A 16069-nucleotide genomic window follows, 5' to 3' on the forward strand; every position below is an offset into this window, starting at 1 on the left:
TTATGCGGCCCGCGCAAGCCGGTAACCGCTGCCGCGAACCGTCTCGATCATAGCATCGCACCCGGCAGGCTTGAGCGCCGCGCGCAAACGTTTGATGTGCACGTCAACGGTCCGCTCTTCGACGAACACATGATCGCCCCACACCTGATCGAGCAGTTGTGTGCGGCTGTGCACGCGTTCCGGATGGGTCATGAAGAAATGCAGCAGACGGAATTCCGTCGGCCCGAGATCGAGCTTGACCTCGCTGCCTTCCGCATGCGCGGCGACCCGATGCGTAGCGGGATCGAGCTTCAGACCATTGATCGCGACGACATCTTCGGTGAGCTGCGGCGCGCGGCGGCGCAGCACCGCCTTGATACGCGCCATCAGTTCTTTCGGCGAGAACGGTTTCGTCACGTAGTCGTCGGCGCCGATTTCGAGGCCGAGCACCTTGTCCTGTTCATCGCCACGCGCGGTCAGCATGATGATTGGGATGTGCTTCGTACGCTCGTTGTTGCGCAGGTCGCGTGCGAATGCGATGCCGGATTTCCCCGGCAGCATCCAGTCGAGCAGAACGAGGTCGGGCAGCACATCGCTGATCAGGTTCTGCGCCTGTTCGGCGTTGTACGCACGGATCGGGCAATGTCCCGCGTGTTGAAGGTTGACCGAAATCAACTCCGAAATGGCGGGCTCGTCTTCGATGACGAGAATGCTGCTAGGCATCGGCACCTCTTGACCTTAATAAAAAGCGGGAATCAACTAAGCGCTTCGCGCTCGAGCGCGTCACGCGACTTGTGCCGCACATCCGTACCTTTGACGATATAGATGATGAATTCGGCGATGTTCTTCGCATGGTCGCCGATCCGCTCGATCGCCTTCGCGATGAACAGGAAGTCGAGGCCCGCGGAGATCGTGCGCGGATCTTCGGTCATGTACGACACGAGCTTGCGCACGAACGCGCGGAATTCTTCGTCGATCGCCTTGTCGTCGCGCACGATCTGCGCGGCGGCCACGGTATCGAGACGCGCGAACGCATCGAGCGCACGGCGCAGGATCGACACGGCCATTTCGCCGGATAGCTTGATTTCCGCGATGTTGATGGTGCGCGACGAGGTCTCCTCCATCAGACGCTTGGTGCGCTTCGCGATCTTCTCGGCTTCATCGCCGGCGCGTTCGAGATTCGTAATCGTCTTCGAGATCGCGATCAGGAGGCGCAGGTCGCGCGCGGCCGGCTGACGGCGCGCGATGATATTGCTGCACTCTTCGTCGATTTCGATTTCCATCGCATTCAGACGTTCTTCGGCGGCGATCACCTGGTCGGCGATCTCCGCGTCGAAGCCGTTCAGCGCCAGCATCGCGTTCACGATCTGCGATTCGACGAGGCCGCCCATTTCGAGAACCTTCGACGATACGAGGTTCAGGTCGGCATCGAACTGACTGGAGAGGTGTTTGTCGGACATGTCATGCTCCCTTCTGATACTGCGTGACGCGGGCCGCTTGCGTGGCATCGAGCGGCGCTCAGCCGAAGCGGCCGGTGATGTAATCTTCGGTTTCCTTGCGGACCGGCTTGATAAAGATCTTCTCGGTATCGCCGAATTCGATCAGTTCGCCCAGGTACATGTAGGCAGTGTAGTCCGAACAACGCGCGGCCTGCTGCATGTTGTGCGTAACGATCACGACCGTGTAGTCGCTCTTCAGCTCCGCGATCAGTTCCTCGATGCGGCCCGTCGAAATCGGATCGAGCGCCGAGCACGGCTCGTCGAGCAGCAGCACTTCAGGGCGGATCGCGATACCGCGCGCGATACACAGCCGCTGCTGCTGGCCGCCGGACAGACCGTAGCCACTCTGGCCCAGCTTGTCCTTCACTTCGTTCCACAGCGCGGCCTTGGTGAGCGCCCACTCGACACGGTCGTCCATCTCCGAGCGCGACAGCGACTCGAACATCTTCACGCCGAATGCGATGTTGTCGTAGATCGACATCGGGAACGGCGTCGGCTTCTGGAACACCATGCCGATGCGCGCGCGCAGCAGCGAGATGTCGCGCTTGGTCGTCAGCAGGTTCTCGCCGTCCATCAGGATTTCGCCTTCGGCGCGCTGCTCCGGATAGAGCGCATACATCTTGTTGAAGGTGCGCAGCAGCGTCGACTTACCGCAGCCCGACGGACCGATGAACGCGGTCACCTTGCCTTCGGGAATCTTCAGGTTGACGTTCTTCAACGCGTGATACTTGCCGTAGAAGAAGTTGAGGTCGTTGACCTCGATCTTCGGCTGCGTCGGCGCATGCGTGCGTTCGCTCGCGGCCGGATCGAAGCCAGAGGGCGCGGCCGGGCGCTCGACGGGGTTGAGGTGACTCTCTGCCATATTCATCGGATTGCTCCGCCCTTACTTTTTCGAAAAGATCGAGCGCGCGAGGATGTTCAATCCCAGCACCCCGAGCGTAATCAGGAACACCCCGGCCCACGCGAGCGACTGCCATTGCGAGAACGGGCTCATCGCAAACTTGTAGATCGTCACCGGCAGATTCGCGATCGGCTGGTTCAGGTCCAGCGAGAAGAACTGGTTCGACAGCGCGGTGAACAACAACGGCGCGGTCTCGCCTGCGATCCGCGCGATCGCCAGCAGCACACCGGTGACGATGCCGGCGATCGATGCCTTCAGCGTGATCGACAGCACCATCTTCCACTTCGGCGTGCCGAGCGCGAATGCTGCTTCGCGCAGTGCGTTCGGCACCAGCTTCAGCATGTTTTCGGTTGTGCGGATCACGATCGGGATCTGCAGCAGCGCCAGCGACATCACCCCCGCCCAGCCGCTGAAGTGGCCCATTCTCGGCACCATCAGCGCATACACGAACAGGCCGACAACGATCGACGGTGCGGACAGCAGGATGTCGTTGATGAAGCGTGTGATGCTCGCAAGCCAGCTCTTCTGACCGTATTCCGCGAGGTAGACGCCCGCCAGCACGCCGATCGGTGTACCGACGAACGTGGCCAGCACGACCATCAGCAGGCTGCCGACAATCGCATTCGCGAGGCCACCGCCATCGGTGTTCGGCGGCGGCGTCGACTGCGTGAACAGCTCGATCGACAGACCACCGATGCCGAGGTGCAGCGTCGTGTACAGAATCCAGACCAGCCACAGCAGCCCAAACGCCATCGCGGCCAGCGACAGCATGAGCGCCACCGCGTTGATGCCGCGGCGGCGCCGTTGCAGGCGGTTGCGCGTTGCTTCGAGTGCCGCCGGATCGGCAAGACCCGGCATGTTCAGGATCGGCTCGCTCATTTCGCGCCCTCCCCTCGTTCCATACGCAGCAGCATGATCTTGGAGATCGCCAGAACGATGAAGGTGATCACAAAGAGAATCAGGCCCAGTTCCATCAGCGCGGAGATGTGCAGCCCCGGGTCCGCTTCGGCGAACTCGTTGGCAAGCGCCGACGTGATGCTGTTGCCCGGCGAGAACAGCGAGACGTTATCGAGCAGGTTCGTATTGCCGATCACGAACGTAACCGCCATCGTTTCGCCGAGTGCGCGGCCGAGACCGAGCATGACACCGCCGATCACACCCGACTTCGTGAACGGCAGCACGATCTTCCACATCACTTCCCACGTCGTGCAGCCGATGCCGTAGGCCGATTCCTTCAGCAGCACCGGTGTCACTTCGAACACGTCGCGCATCACCGCGGCGATGTACGGAATGATCATGATCGCGAGAATCACACCGGCGCACAGGATGCCGATACCGATCGGTGCGCCCTGGAACAGCGCGCCGACGATCGGCAGGCCGCCGAGCAGCTGGCCGAGCGGCTTTTCGAACCACTCGGCGAAGATCGGCGCGAACACGAGCAAGCCCCACATGCCGTAGACGATCGACGGAATCGCGGCGAGCAGTTCGATCGCGATGCCGAGCGGCCGGCGCAGCCAGGCGGGCGAAAGTTCGGTGAGGAATAGCGCGATGCCGAAGCTGACCGGCACCGCGATGACGAGTGCAATGATCGACGTCGCAATGGTCCCGTAGATCGGAACGAGCGCGCCGAATTTCTGGCTGGGGGATCCCAGTCGGAGGTCCAGAGGAAACTGAAACCGAATTGATGAATGGACGGCCAGGAGGCGACGACCAGCGAAACGATGATGCCGCCGAGCAGCAGCAACGTCACGATCGCGGCGAGCCAGGCGAGTGCCCCGAAGATCACGTCGCCGGCGCGGCTGGGCGCCTTCTGCTGCGCCGCGCTGCCGGGCGGACGGGCGCCGGGCGTATTCGACACGAGATGGATGTCGGACATGAGAACCTGTTTCCAGATGCGGGACGGCACGACGCCTCCCGCCAGTACTGCGGCCGCCCGGCCACGCGCTGAACGCGTGGCCGGGCGGCGGGTCACCCTGCTAGACGGATGAAGCTTACTCGGCGATCGCCTTGCCAGCCGTATCCTTCACCTTGTCTTTCCACTGCGAACGGATTTCGCTCACCACCGACGACGGCAGCGAGATGTAATCGAGTTCGTCGGCAGCCGAACCGCCGTTCTTGAATGCCCAGTCGAAGAACTTCAGCGTTTCCTTGCCTTGCTCCGGCTTGTCCTGCGCCGTGTGCAGCAGCACGAACGTCGCGCCGACCACCGGCCATGCGTCCTTGCCCGGCTCGTTCGTGAGGATCTGGTAGAACGACTTCTTCCAGTCCGCGCCAGCAGCAGCCGCCTTGAAGCTTTCCGTGCCCGGCTCGACCACGGCACCCGACGCATTCTTCAGCGACGCGTACGTCATGTGGTTCTGCTTCGCGTACGCCCATTCGACGTAGCCGATTGCGCCCGGCAGACGTTGCACGAATGCCGCCACGCCGTCGTTACCCTTGCCGCCCGTACCGACCGGCCAGTTCACCGTCGTGCCTTCGCCGACCTTCGACTTCCATTCCGGGTTCACCTTGGACAGATAGTTCGTCCAGATGAAGCTCGTGCCCGAACCGTCTGCACGGCGCACGACTGCGATGTCCGTATCCGGCAGCTTGACCTTCGGGTTCAGCGCGGCGATGGCCGGGTCGTTCCACTTCTTGATCTTGCCGAGGTAGATGTCGCCGAGCAGTTCGCCCGACAGCGCCAGTTCGCCCGGCTTCACGCCCGGCACGTTGATCGCCGGCACGACGCCGCCAACCACTGTCGGGAACTGGAACAGACCGTCTTTCGCGAGGTCGTCATCCTTCAGCGGAGCGTCCGAACCGGCAAAATCGACCGTTTTGGCGATGATCTGCTTGATGCCGCCCGACGAGCCGATACCTTGATAGTTGATCTTGCCGCCGCCCGACTTTTGATAGGCGTCAGCCCATTTCGTGTAGATCGGTGCTGCGAAGGTGCTGCCCGCGCCGGTTACGTCGGCGGCTTGTGCTGCGATCGCGAAAAGCGCGCCAGCCACGCCAGCGAACACGGTTTGCATCAATTTCATGAGACCTCCAGTGGTGTGAGCGGATTGCAGGACACCGCGAAGCTTATGGTCTCTTTATGACAGTAACGTGACTAACCGTGAAGGAGGTGTGTCAAATCTATTACGGTGATGAAAGGCAAAGCGCATCTGAAAACGTAGCGGGCGCGACGTTTTTACCGTATTGGTAGAGATTAGGCGAAAAAAAGCGGACGCGAACGTTTGCTTTGTTCGCATCACACGGTTTTTCTGGGGAAAAATGCAGTGGGCATCGGCGGGTTTTAGCCGCCGATGCGGTCGTTGCGGTCGTCGCAGTGGCCTTAGCCGTTCAGGCCGTGGCCTGCTTCACCACGGCTGCGATAGCTTCCGCGTGCTTTGAGGCGTCGCGCTCATGCTCGGCCTCGACCATCACGCGTAGCACCGGCTCGGTACCGGAGGCGCGGATCAGCACACGGCCTTTGTCATCGAGCGCGCGCTCGGCATCGGCGATCGCGTGACGGATCGCGTCACTGCCCTTCCAGTCGGCGCCCGGCTTCATCCGCACGTTGATCAGCTTCTGCGGAAACAGCGTCACCCCATCGAGCAGTTGATGCAGCGACTTGCCGCTGCGCTTCATCGCCGCCAGCACGAGCAGCGATGACACGATGCCGTCGCCGGTCGAATGGCGGTCGAGCGACAGGATGTGGCCCGATCCTTCGGCGCCGAGTTGCCAGCCGTGCTCGTGCAACTGTTCGAGCACGTAGCGGTCGCCGACCGCGGCCCGCACGAACTTCACGCCCGCACGCCGCAGCGCGACTTCGACGGCCATGTTGGTCATCAGCGTGCCGACTGCGCCTTCGACCTTGCCGTCGGTGGCGACGCGGTCCTTGACGAGCACATACAGCAGTTCGTCGCCGTTATAGAGTCGCCCCGTCGAATCGACCACCTGCACACGATCGGCATCGCCATCGAGCGCAATACCGAAGTCCGCGCGATTCGCCCGCACTGCGCGCACCAGCGCGTCCGGCGCCGTGGCGCCGACGCCATCGTTGATATTGAAGCCGTTCGGCGCAACTCCGATCGGTATCACTTCGGCGCCGAGCTCGTGGAATACGTGCGGTGCGATGTCGTAGGCGGCGCCGTGCGCGCAATCGACGACGAGTTTCATGCCGTGCAGATCGAACGCGGCGGGAAACGTGCTCTTGCAGAACTCGATGTAGCGGCCCGCCGCGTCATCGAGCCGGCGTGCCTTGCCCAGTTGCTCCGACGATGCGCACGCGAGCGGCTTGTCCAGCTGCTCTTCGATTTTGTGTTCGATCTCGTCGGGCAGCTTGTTGCCGTCGGCGGAGAAGAACTTGATGCCGTTGTCGTAGTAAGGATTGTGCGAGGCGCTGATCACGACGCCCGCAGCGAGGCGCAAAGCACGCGTCAGGTACGCCACCCCCGGCGTCGGCATCGGACCGGCCAGCATCACGTCTACGCCCGCCGCCGAGAAGCCCGATTCGAGCGCGGCTTCCAGCATGTAGCCCGAAACGCGCGTGTCCTTACCGATCAGCACCGTAGGTCGCGTGCCGGTCTGCGCCCAGCGGTCAGCGCCCGCCAGCACCTTCCCTGCGGCATAGCCGAGCCGCAACACGAAGTCGGGCGTGATCGGCGCATCGCCGACCTTGCCGCGAATCCCATCGGTACCGAAATAGCGACGTGCCATTGTGCGTTCTTCCTTTCTTGCTTGAAGGGTTCAACTGAGAGGTTCAACCACGACGCACGACATCGCGCATCGCGGTCCAGATTTTTAAGGCATCCACGGTCGGCGCGACGTCGTGCACGCGCACGATCGCGGCGCCGCGTTCAGCTGCGCAGACCGCGGCGGCGAGGCTCGCCGCCAGCCGGTCGGGCGCGGCGCGCCCGGTCACTGCGCCGAGCATCGATTTGCGCGACATGCCTGCGAGCACCGGCAACGGTGGGTCAAGCTGCGGCGCCGATTCCAGTAGATGCGCGAGCAACGTGTAGTTCTGCTCGATCGCCGTCTTGCCGAAACCGAAGCCGGGGTCGACGGCGATGCGTGCCTGGGCAATGCCCGCCGCGCGTAATGCGTCGACGCGCTCGGTCAGAAAACGGCGCACGTCGCGCACCACGTCTTCGTAAGCCGGCTCGCCGATCTGCATCGTGCGCGGCTCGCCGAGCATGTGCATCGCACACAGACCGCAGTTGCTGTCACGCACGGCCTCGATCGCGCCAGGCATGCGAAAGCCCCAGACATCGTTGATCAGATCCGCACCGACCGCGAGCGCCGCGCGCATTACGCCGGGTTTGTAGGTGTCGACGGAGAGCGGCACGTTCGCGCCGTGCAGCGCTTCGACCAGCGGGATCACGCGTTCCAGTTCTTCGTCGAGCGACACCGGGGGCGCGCCCGGCCGCGTCGATTCCCCGCCGATGTCGAGCATATCCGCGCCGTCGAGCATCATCCGCTCGGCCTGCCGCAGCGCGTCGCCGTACGCAGCGTAGCGGCCGCCATCGGAAAAGGAGTCGGGCGTGACGTTCAGGATGCCCATCACGAGCGGCCGCTCGAACGAGAGCGTGAAGCGCCCGCATTGGAGCGGACCGGGGACGGGGCGAGACAGCAAATCGATGTTCGACACGAAACTGGACTAGCAGGGCTGCGTAAAAGAAGAATGCAAAACGAAGAATGCAAAACGGGCCGGTGCGATATCACACCGGCCCGTACTTAACGTACGTAGAGGCAGTTCAGGTCAGGCCGGTGCAGTTGCGCTGCCCGACTTGACTTCGGTACCCGTGCTGCCACCCGACGACGCATCGCCTGCCGGCGGGGACGAACTGGTCTTCGGTGAGCGCGGCGGCCGGCCGTCCATGATGTCGTTGATCTGATCGGCGTCGATCGTTTCCCATTCCATCAGGGCAGCGGTCATCGCTTCGACCTTGTCGCGGTTCGCGTCGAGCAGACTGCGTGCGAGGTTGTACTGCTGGTCGAGCACGCGGCGGATTTCAGAATCGACCTTTTGCTGCGTCGCTTCGGAGATCGTGCGCGTGAACCCGCGACCGAACGGCGTCGCATCGTTTTCATCATCGACGTAGACCATCGGTCCGAGCGCGTCGGTCATGCCGAAGCGGGCAACCATGGCGCGCGCCGTAGCCGTCGCCTTGTTGAAGTCGTCCGATGCGCCGGTGCTGATCAGGTTCAGGAACAGTTCTTCCGCCACGCGACCGCCAAACAGAATGGCGAGACGGTCGAGCAGATAGTCCTTCGAATACGTTTCGTTGTCGTGTTCCGGCAACTGCCACGTCACACCCAGTGCGCGACCGCGCGGAATGATCGTGACCTTGTGCACCGGATCGGCCTTCGGCAGCAGCTTCGCAATGACCGCGTGGCCCGACTCGTGGTACGCAGTTGCGCGCTTCGATTCTTCACGGATAACCGCGGACTTGCGCTCCGGTCCCATGAAGATCTTGTCCTTCGCGTCCTCGAAGTCCGCCATTTCGACGATGCGCTTGCCGCGGCGTGCGGCGAACAAGGCCGCTTCGTTGACGAGGTTCGCGAGATCGGCGCCCGAGAAGCCCGGCGTGCCGCGTGCGATGACCGCTGCGTCGACGTCGTTGGCGATCGGCACCTTGCGCAGATGCACCTTCATGATGTGCTCGCGACCGCGGATGTCCGGCAGCCCCACATACACCTGACGGTCGAAACGGCCCGGACGCAGCAGCGCCTTGTCGAGCACGTCGGAGCGGTTTGTCGCAGCGATCACGATGACGCCGGAATTGGCCTCGAAACCGTCCATTTCCACGAGCATCTGGTTCAACGTCTGTTCGCGCTCGTCGTTGCCGCCGCCCATGCCGGCACCGCGATGACGACCGACCGCATCGATTTCATCGATGAACACGATGCACGGTGCGTGCTTCTTCGCCTGTTCGAACATGTCGCGCACGCGGGCCGCGCCCACGCCGACAAACATTTCGACGAAGTCCGAACCCGAGATGCTGAAGAACGGCACCTTCGCTTCGCCCGCGATAGCGCGTGCGAGCAAGGTCTTGCCGGTTCCCGGCGGGCCGACCAGCAGCACGCCGCGAGGAATCCGCCCGCCGAGCTTCTGGAACTTCTGCGGATCGCGCAGGAAATCGACCAGCTCGGACACTTCTTCCTTGGCTTCGTCGCAGCCGGCGACGTCGGTGAAATTGATGGCGTTGTTGTTTTCGTCGATCAGACGCGCACGGGACTTGCCAAACGAGAACGCACCGCCCTTCCCGCCCCCCTGCATCTGCCGCATCATGTAAAACCAGAAGCCGATGATCAGGATGGTCGGTCCGAGGTAATACAGCGCGGACATCAGCGCGCTCGGTTCGTCGTCAGCCTTGCCGCTCACCTGAACGCCGTACTTCATCAGATCGCCGACCATCCAGATGTCGCCCGGCGACACGATCTGGTACTTCGGACCGTCTGCGGGAGTGACCGTGAGGTTCCGCCCCTGAACGATGACGTTCTTGACCTTACCGGTCTTGGCGTCGTCCATGAACTGCGAATAGGAAACGCCTTCCTGGACACGGGGCTTGTCGAACTGCTTGAACACCGTAAACAGCACCAGTGCGATAACCAGCCACACTGCTGCCTTCGAAAACATGTTGTTGTTCAAAGCACCACTCCTTCACTCATTGACGGGCGCCTACATTTTCCTTGCGGCACCACTCAGGCATTCTAATCCAGTCCGCAGGGGCCTGCCATAACCAATCGCTACTGCACAAATAGCGCTCGGCCGCTCCGGCGGGGACTTCCGGCGATTCCGGGATATGCAGACCCGGACTTCGCACGCCGTTATCGGGGATGTTTCAAATGCCTACCCAAAATAAACGTTTCAGACGATTTATCCCGCGATGCTCTCGGCTTGCGGGCCGCAACCGTTTTAAATTGTTGCTTGAACTTTTCGACAATCTGGCTGTAACCGCTGCCATGAAAACATTTGACTAAAAGGGCGCCATCTGATTTCAGGTGGTTTTGCGAAAACTCCAGCGCGAGATCGCATACATGCTCGATTCGCGCGGCATCCGCGGACGCCACTCCCGACAGGTTGGGCGCCATGTCCGAAATTACAAGGTCCACCTGGCGCTCTCCGACCATTTCTTCGAGCTGCGCGAGCACGCTGTCTTCGCGAAAGTCGCCCTGGATGAACTGCACGTCGGCGATCGGCTCCATCGGCAGAAGGTCGAGCGCAATCACGGTGCCGTCGATGCCGCCCTCGCGCGTCGCATCGCGCTGCGCGCCCTGCGCGAGCTTGTTGCGCGCGTACTGGCTCCAGCTGCCGGGCGTCGAGCCGAGATCGACGATCACCTGGCCAGGCTTGATCAGCTTGTCCTGTTCGTCGATTTCCTTGAGCTTGTACGCTGCCCGGGCACGGTAGCCTTCCCGTTGCGCCATCTTCACGTACGGGTCGTTGATATGGTCGTGTAGCCACGAGTGGTTGAAGCGGTTTTTTGCCATTAACGATGAACTCTTGCTGCGTGATACCGCACTTTTAGCGGATAATACGCGTTTAATTAGCGCGGCGGCCGTCCATCAAAGTTGGCTGTTACCCGCGTTTTCGTGTTCTGGCGTGCCGTTCGCCGTTACTGCCAGGCATCGCCGGATATCCCGGACGTTGTCGAAATCTGTCGAACACCAAGGCCCAGCCCTCAAGCTGCAGGCGCCGCCATTTTAGTCGAGTCTCCCAAACCCCATGCCAGCCCTTAACGTTTCTTCCGATCAACGCGCCGAATTGCGCTCCCAGGCCCACGCGCTCAAACCGGTCGTACTGGTCGGCGCCGAAGGGCTGACTGACCCGGTACTGGCCGAGATCAAGGTCCACCTGGCCGCCCATCAACTGATCAAGATCCGCGTGTTCGGCGACGAGCGCGAAGAGCGGATCGCCGTCTATGAACAGATCTGCGACCAGTTGAATGCCGCGCCGATCCAGCATATCGGCAAGCTGCTGGTGATCTGGAAACCGGAGGGCCCTGCTGCACCGGTCGTCAAGGGTCGCCGCAGCACGATGCCCCCAAGCGCCCGCGAAGCCGCCGAAGCCGACAGCAAACCGGGCAAGGGTCGTGCGCCGCGCGTGGTCAAGGTCGTCAAGCCGACCGACAGCCCGGTGCGCAAGCCGAAAGCACAAAAGATGGTGGTCCGCGGCAACGAACGCGTCACGGCGGGCGGCAACATCAAGCGGGCGAAGAAACGGCAGACGGGCGCAAAGCGCCAGCATCAGACCAGCAAGTAAGCGGCGCGCTCCGGCTCGGGGCTTGCCTGCCACGCGCGAACCGGGGGCCTATCGGTCGCGCGCATCCGGCGGCACAACTGACGCAACAGGGTTCGCGCCTGCCGGCAACTTCCAGACAAGCGCAAGACCGAGCAGGCTCTCGATCAGATAAAACAGACTGGACACGCCGTGCAGGATGCCAAAACGCATCGCATACGCGGAGTGCCCAACGTCCACGCCTTCATTCAGCGCGTCCATGCGCAGCGCATTCATGAACGGCTGCAGCGCGAAGTAGCCGATCAGCACGCAAACAAGCATCCCGGCAACCAGCCAGCGCAACCGTCGATAGCCATCTTCGCCGGCGCGTATCAGCCGGTTGCCGAGCACGAGCAGCAACACGCCGCACACGATGCCCATCAACCCTTCGATATGAAACAGCTGCGCGGCGACCGCGCCGGCGCTCATCCGCTCGAGCGATGCGAATAGCACGGGCGCGACGACATAACCGATGGTCAGCAGGCTGCCGACCCAGAACACGGTAAGCAGCCGGAACACGCGATGCGGTAGCGGCGACGGCGACACAGCGACGCTCAAACGTAGCGCACCGAGATGATCTCGTACTTGCGCACGCCGCTCGGCGCCTGCACCGATGCGACGTCGCCTTCCGACTTGCCGATCAATGCCCGCGCGATCGGCGAGCTGATCGAGATCAGGCCGTGCTCGAGGTCTGCTTCGTCGTCGCCGACGATCTGATAGGTCACCGATGCGCCGGACGCAAGATCTTCGAGTTCGACGGTCGCTGCAAACACGATGCGGCCTTCCGCGTCGACCCCAGACGGGTCGATGACCTGCGCGGCGGCAAGCTTCGATTCGATGTCCGCAATACGGCCTTCGATGAAGCCCTGCTTTTCTTTCGCCGCGTCGTATTCGGCGTTTTCCGACAGGTCGCCCTGGGCACGCGCTTCCGCGATCGAATTGATCACAGCCGGGCGTTCAACCGATTTCAGACGTTGAAGTTCGTCGCGCAGCTTGTCTGCGCCGCGCTTCGTCAAGGGAATAGTGCTCATAAACAACTCTGGTGGCAAAAAACGGCCATAAAAAAAATCACCGCGGTTAAGTGCATCCCCGGAGGAGCTGGCTGCAGTAAAACTGACTGGCCGGTGCCCTGAGGGACGCCGCTTAACCGCGGCACTTACGTCTTTGACTGGTAGTCGAAGCCTTAGTTTAGGCGAGCATGCAGCCCTTGTAAATCATAGACTTCGAGGTCCTTCAGGTAGCGCAACCCTTCAACCGCGGCGCGCGCACCCGACATCGTCGTGTAGTACGTCACCTTGTTCGCCTGCGCGCTCATGCGGATCGAACGCGAATCGGCGATCGCGGCGCGCGTTTCATCGACGGTCGTGAACACGAGTGCGATCTCGCTGTTCTTGATCATGTCGACGATGTGCGGACGGCCGTCCTTCACTTTGTTCACGACCTTCACCGGCACGCCGGCCGCCTCGATTGCCGCCGCGGTGCCGCGTGTTGCGACGAGCGGATAGCCGAGTTCGTGCAGCATGCGCGCGACTTCGACGGCCTTCGGCTTGTCGGCGTCCATCACCGTCAGCAGCACGGTGCCCGACTCGGGCAGACGCGAACCGGCCGCGAGTTGCGACTTGAAGAGAGCCTCGCCGAACGTCTGGCCGACACCCATCACTTCGCCCGTCGAACGCATTTCCGGTCCGAGCACCGGGTCGACCGTCGGGAACTTGATGAACGGGAACACCGCTTCCTTCACGCTGAAGTACGGCGGCACGACCTCCTTCGTCACGCCCTGCTGCGCGAGGGTCTGGCCGACCATCGCGCGGGCCGCGATCTTCGCGAGCGGCAGGCTCGTTGCCTTCGATACATACGGCACCGTGCGCGATGCACGCGGGTTCACTTCGAGCACGTAGATCACGTCTTCTTTCGAACCGTCGGCCTGGGGCACCTGCTGGATCGCGAACTGCACGTTCATCAGGCCGACCACGTTCAGCGCCTTCGCCATCGCAGCGGTTTGCCGCTTCAGCTCGGCGACCGTCTGCGCCGACAGCGAATACGGCGGCAACGAACAGGCCGAGTCGCCAGAGTGCACGCCGGCCTGCTCGATGTGCTCCATCACGCCGCCGATGAACACCGCTTCGCCATCGGAAATACAGTCGACGTCGCATTCGATCGCATCGTTCAGGAACCGGTCGAGCAGCACCGGTGAATCGTGCGACACCTTCACGGCTTCGCGCATGTAGCGTTCGAGATCGCGCGGCTCATGCACGATTTCCATCGCGCGGCCGCCGAGCACGTACGACGGACGCACGACGAGCGGATAGCCGATTTCGTCGGCGAGCTTGAGCGCTTCGTCTTCCGCGCGCGCAGTGCGGTTGGGCGGCTGACGCAGATTCAGCGTTTGCAGCAGCTTCTGGAAACGCTCGCGGTCTTCGGCTGCATCGATCATGTCCGGCGAGGTGCCGACGATCGGTACGCCGTTCGCTTCGAGATCGAGTGCGAGCTTCAGCGGCGTCTGGCCGCCGTACTGGACGATTACGCCGAGCGGTTTTTCCTTGTCGACGATTTCGAGTACGTCTTCGAGCGTCAGCGGTTCGAAGTACAGGCGGTCCGACGTGTCGTAGTCGGTCGATACGGTCTCGGGGTTGCAGTTGACCATGATCGTTTCATAGCCGTCCTCGCGCATCGCGAGCGCGGCGTGCACGCAGCAGTAGTCGAACTCGATGCCCTGGCCGATGCGGTTCGGTCCACCGCCCAGCACCATGATCTTCTTGTTGTTCGTCGGTTGCGCTTCGCACTCTTCCTCGTACGTCGAGTACATGTAGGCGGTTTTCGTCGCGAACTCGGCCGCGCACGTGTCGACGCGCTTGTACACCGGGCGCACGTTCAGTTCGATACGGCGTTTGCGCACGTCCGTCTGCGTCGCGCCGACGAGCTTCGCGAGACGCCGGTCCGAGAAACCGCTCTGCTTCAGGTAACGCAGTTCTTCCGTCGACAGGCTCGCGAGCGTGCGGCCGGCCAGCGCCTTTTCCTTCAGCACGATCTGTTCGATCTGCGCGAGGAACCACGGGTCGATCGCGGTTTCTTCGAAGATTTCCTGTTGCGTCATACCGGCGCGGAATGCGTCGCCGACATACCAGATGCGATCCGGACCTGCTTCGCCAATCTCGCGAATGATCTCGTCGCGGTTCGTCGTCTTCTCGTCGAGCCCGTCGACGCCCACTTCGAGACCGCGCAGCGCTTTCTGGAACGACTCCTGGAACGTACGGCCAATCGCCATCACTTCGCCGACCGACTTCATCTGCGTAGTCAGGCGCGAGTCGGCTTCGCGGAATTTCTCGAACGCGAAACGCGGAATCTTCGTGACGACATAGTCGATCGTCGGTTCGAACGATGCCGGGGTCTGGCCGCCGGTGATTTCGTTCTTCAGCTCGTCGAGTGTGTAGCCGACGGCGAGCTTCGCCGCGACCTTCGCAATCGGGAAGCCGGTCGCCTTCGACGCAAGCGCCGACGAACGCGACACACGCGGATTCATTTCGATCACGACCATCCGGCCGTCTTGCGGATTGATCGAGAATTGCACGTTCGAGCCGCCGGTGTCGACGCCGATCTCGCGCAGCACCGCGAGCGACGCGTTACGCAGGATCTGGTATTCCTTGTCGGTCAGCGTTTGCGCCGGTGCGACCGTGATCGAATCACCCGTGTGGATACCCATCGGGTCGAGGTTTTCGATCGAGCACACGATGATGCAGTTGTCCTTCTTGTCGCGGACCACTTCCATCTCGTACTCTTTCCAGCCGAGCAACGACTCTTCGATCAGCAGTTCGTGCGTCGGCGACAGATCGAGGCCGCGCTTGCAGATCTCTTCGAACTCGTCGCGGTTGTACGCGATGCCACCGCCCGAGCCGCCCAGCGTGAACGACGGCCGGATCACCACAGGGTAGCCGCCGCTGCCGGTTTGCACGGCGATTTCGCCCTGCACCTGCAACGCTTCTTCCATTGAATGCGCGACGCCCGACTTCGCCGAGCCGAGGCCGATCTTCGTCATCGCGTCCTTGAACTTCTGGCGGTCTTCGGCCTTGTCGATCGCTTCCGGCGATGCGCCGATCAGCTCGACCTTGTACTTTTCCAGCACACCGTGGTGATGAAGATCGAGTGCGCAGTTGAGCGCGGTCTGGCCGCCCATGGTCGGCAGGATCGCGTCCGGGCGTTCCTTCGCGATGATGCGCTCGACCACTTCCCAGGTGATCGGCTCGATGTACGTGACGTCGGCCGTATTCGGGTCGGTCATGATCGTCGCCGGGTTGCTGTTGACGAGAATGACCTTGTAGCCTTCCTCACGCAGCGCCTTGCACGCCTGGGCACCCGAGTAGTCGAACTCGCACGCCTGGCCGATGATGATCGGACCCGCGCCGATGATGAGGATGCTCTTGATGTCTGTCCGCTTGGGCATAA

The 16069-nt window shown here is 62.3% G+C and carries 14 protein-coding genes and 1 pseudogene; 2 read left to right on the plus strand and 13 right to left on the minus strand.

The genetic code is table 11. The annotated features are described in order from the left end of the window. The 5 genes and pseudogenes from phoB to pstC form a co-directional block, all read right to left on the minus strand. Window positions 1-702, minus strand: coding sequence for a phosphate regulon transcriptional regulator PhoB (phoB, locus tag FNZ07_RS27000; protein WP_091020058.1), 702 nt, complete (start codon window positions 700-702; stop codon window positions 1-3). 32 nt (window positions 703-734) lie between these two features. Then, complete coding sequence (gene phoU / locus FNZ07_RS27005; RefSeq protein ID WP_091020056.1) at window positions 735-1439, minus strand: phosphate signaling complex protein PhoU; 705 nt, start codon at window positions 1437-1439, stop codon at window positions 735-737. Between the two features lie 58 nt (window positions 1440-1497). Continuing rightward, window positions 1498-2346, minus strand: a complete 849-nt coding sequence (pstB, locus tag FNZ07_RS27010; protein ID WP_091020054.1) for a phosphate ABC transporter ATP-binding protein PstB — start codon at window positions 2344-2346, stop codon at window positions 1498-1500. Between the two features lie 15 nt (window positions 2347-2361). Next, on the minus strand, window positions 2362-3258 hold the full coding sequence (gene pstA, locus FNZ07_RS27015; RefSeq protein WP_091020052.1) for a phosphate ABC transporter permease PstA: 897 nt from the start codon (window positions 3256-3258) through the stop codon (window positions 2362-2364). Beyond that, window positions 3255-4165, minus strand: a pseudogene (gene pstC, locus FNZ07_RS27020) (phosphate ABC transporter permease PstC). Before pstC ends, pstA begins: the two are co-directional and overlap by 4 nt. Between pstC and FNZ07_RS34205 the strand changes: the two are divergent. After that, window positions 4068-4367 (plus strand): hypothetical protein, encoded by a 300-nt coding sequence (locus FNZ07_RS34205; protein WP_249040687.1) that lies wholly within the window; start codon window positions 4068-4070, stop codon window positions 4365-4367. The pseudogene pstC and the gene FNZ07_RS34205 sit on opposite strands and share 98 nt — an antisense overlap. A 3-nt stretch (window positions 4368-4370) precedes the next feature. On the opposite strand, the gene pstS is transcribed toward FNZ07_RS34205, so the two are convergent. The 5 genes from pstS to FNZ07_RS27045 form a co-directional block, all read right to left on the minus strand. Further along, window positions 4371-5402, minus strand: a complete 1032-nt coding sequence (gene pstS, locus FNZ07_RS27025) for a phosphate ABC transporter substrate-binding protein PstS (RefSeq protein WP_091020048.1) — start codon at window positions 5400-5402, stop codon at window positions 4371-4373. A gap of 304 nt (window positions 5403-5706) precedes the next feature. Next, window positions 5707-7065, minus strand: a complete 1359-nt coding sequence (glmM, locus tag FNZ07_RS27030) for a phosphoglucosamine mutase (RefSeq protein ID WP_091020046.1) — start codon at window positions 7063-7065, stop codon at window positions 5707-5709. A gap of 43 nt (window positions 7066-7108) precedes the next feature. After that, complete coding sequence (folP, locus tag FNZ07_RS27035; protein ID WP_407670727.1) at window positions 7109-7909, minus strand: dihydropteroate synthase; 801 nt, start codon at window positions 7907-7909, stop codon at window positions 7109-7111. A gap of 198 nt (window positions 7910-8107) precedes the next feature. Continuing rightward, window positions 8108-10000: an ATP-dependent zinc metalloprotease FtsH gene (gene ftsH / locus FNZ07_RS27040; RefSeq protein ID WP_091020041.1), complete on the minus strand. Its 1893-nt coding sequence runs from the start codon at window positions 9998-10000 to the stop codon at window positions 8108-8110. Window positions 10001-10179: 179 nt separating this feature from the next. Continuing rightward, on the minus strand, window positions 10180-10842 hold the full coding sequence (locus tag FNZ07_RS27045) for an RlmE family RNA methyltransferase (protein WP_091020039.1): 663 nt from the start codon (window positions 10840-10842) through the stop codon (window positions 10180-10182). A gap of 235 nt (window positions 10843-11077) precedes the next feature. On the opposite strand from FNZ07_RS27045, the gene FNZ07_RS27050 reads away from it, so the two are divergent. Beyond that, window positions 11078-11614: a YhbY family RNA-binding protein gene (locus FNZ07_RS27050; protein ID WP_091020037.1), complete on the plus strand. Its 537-nt coding sequence runs from the start codon at window positions 11078-11080 to the stop codon at window positions 11612-11614. Between the two features lie 48 nt (window positions 11615-11662). On the opposite strand, the gene FNZ07_RS27055 is transcribed toward FNZ07_RS27050, so the two are convergent. The 3 genes from FNZ07_RS27055 to carB form a co-directional block, all read right to left on the minus strand. Continuing rightward, on the minus strand, window positions 11663-12187 hold the full coding sequence (locus FNZ07_RS27055) for a DUF4149 domain-containing protein (RefSeq protein WP_407670723.1): 525 nt from the start codon (window positions 12185-12187) through the stop codon (window positions 11663-11665). Continuing rightward, window positions 12184-12660, minus strand: coding sequence for a transcription elongation factor GreA (gene greA, locus FNZ07_RS27060; protein WP_091020036.1), 477 nt, complete (start codon window positions 12658-12660; stop codon window positions 12184-12186). Before greA ends, FNZ07_RS27055 begins: the two co-directional genes overlap by 4 nt. A gap of 152 nt (window positions 12661-12812) precedes the next feature. Further along, window positions 12813-16067: a carbamoyl-phosphate synthase large subunit gene (gene carB, locus FNZ07_RS27065; protein ID WP_091020034.1), complete on the minus strand. Its 3255-nt coding sequence runs from the start codon at window positions 16065-16067 to the stop codon at window positions 12813-12815. Window positions 16068-16069: the final 2 nt, after the last annotated feature.

The organism is Paraburkholderia megapolitana (genome assembly GCF_007556815.1).
In the GTDB taxonomy this organism is placed as follows: Bacteria; Pseudomonadota; Gammaproteobacteria; order Burkholderiales; family Burkholderiaceae; genus Paraburkholderia; species Paraburkholderia megapolitana.

What these genes read in the sequence shown, in the direction of transcription:
- phoB (WP_091020058.1), bottom strand. Translation starts at nt 702, where the DNA reads ATGCCTAGCAGCATTCTCGTCATCGAAGACGAGCCCGCCATTTCGGAG.
- phoU (WP_091020056.1), bottom strand. Translation starts at nt 1,439, where the DNA reads ATGTCCGACAAACACCTCTCCAGTCAGTTCGATGCCGACCTGAACCTC.
- pstB (WP_091020054.1), bottom strand. Translation starts at nt 2,346, where the DNA reads ATGAATATGGCAGAGAGTCACCTCAACCCCGTCGAGCGCCCGGCCGCG.
- pstA (WP_091020052.1), bottom strand. Translation starts at nt 3,258, where the DNA reads ATGAGCGAGCCGATCCTGAACATGCCGGGTCTTGCCGATCCGGCGGCA.
- FNZ07_RS34205 (WP_249040687.1), top strand. Translation starts at nt 4,068, where the DNA reads ATGGACGGCCAGGAGGCGACGACCAGCGAAACGATGATGCCGCCGAGC.
- pstS (WP_091020048.1), bottom strand. Translation starts at nt 5,402, where the DNA reads ATGAAATTGATGCAAACCGTGTTCGCTGGCGTGGCTGGCGCGCTTTTC.
- glmM (WP_091020046.1), bottom strand. Translation starts at nt 7,065, where the DNA reads ATGGCACGTCGCTATTTCGGTACCGATGGGATTCGCGGCAAGGTCGGC.
- folP (WP_407670727.1), bottom strand. Translation starts at nt 7,909, where the DNA reads ATGGGCATCCTGAACGTCACGCCCGACTCCTTTTCCGATGGCGGCCGC.
- FNZ07_RS27045 (WP_091020039.1), bottom strand. Translation starts at nt 10,842, where the DNA reads ATGGCAAAAAACCGCTTCAACCACTCGTGGCTACACGACCATATCAAC.
- FNZ07_RS27050 (WP_091020037.1), top strand. Translation starts at nt 11,078, where the DNA reads ATGCCAGCCCTTAACGTTTCTTCCGATCAACGCGCCGAATTGCGCTCC.
- greA (WP_091020036.1), bottom strand. Translation starts at nt 12,660, where the DNA reads ATGAGCACTATTCCCTTGACGAAGCGCGGCGCAGACAAGCTGCGCGAC.
- carB (WP_091020034.1), bottom strand. Translation starts at nt 16,067, where the DNA reads ATGCCCAAGCGGACAGACATCAAGAGCATCCTCATCATCGGCGCGGGT.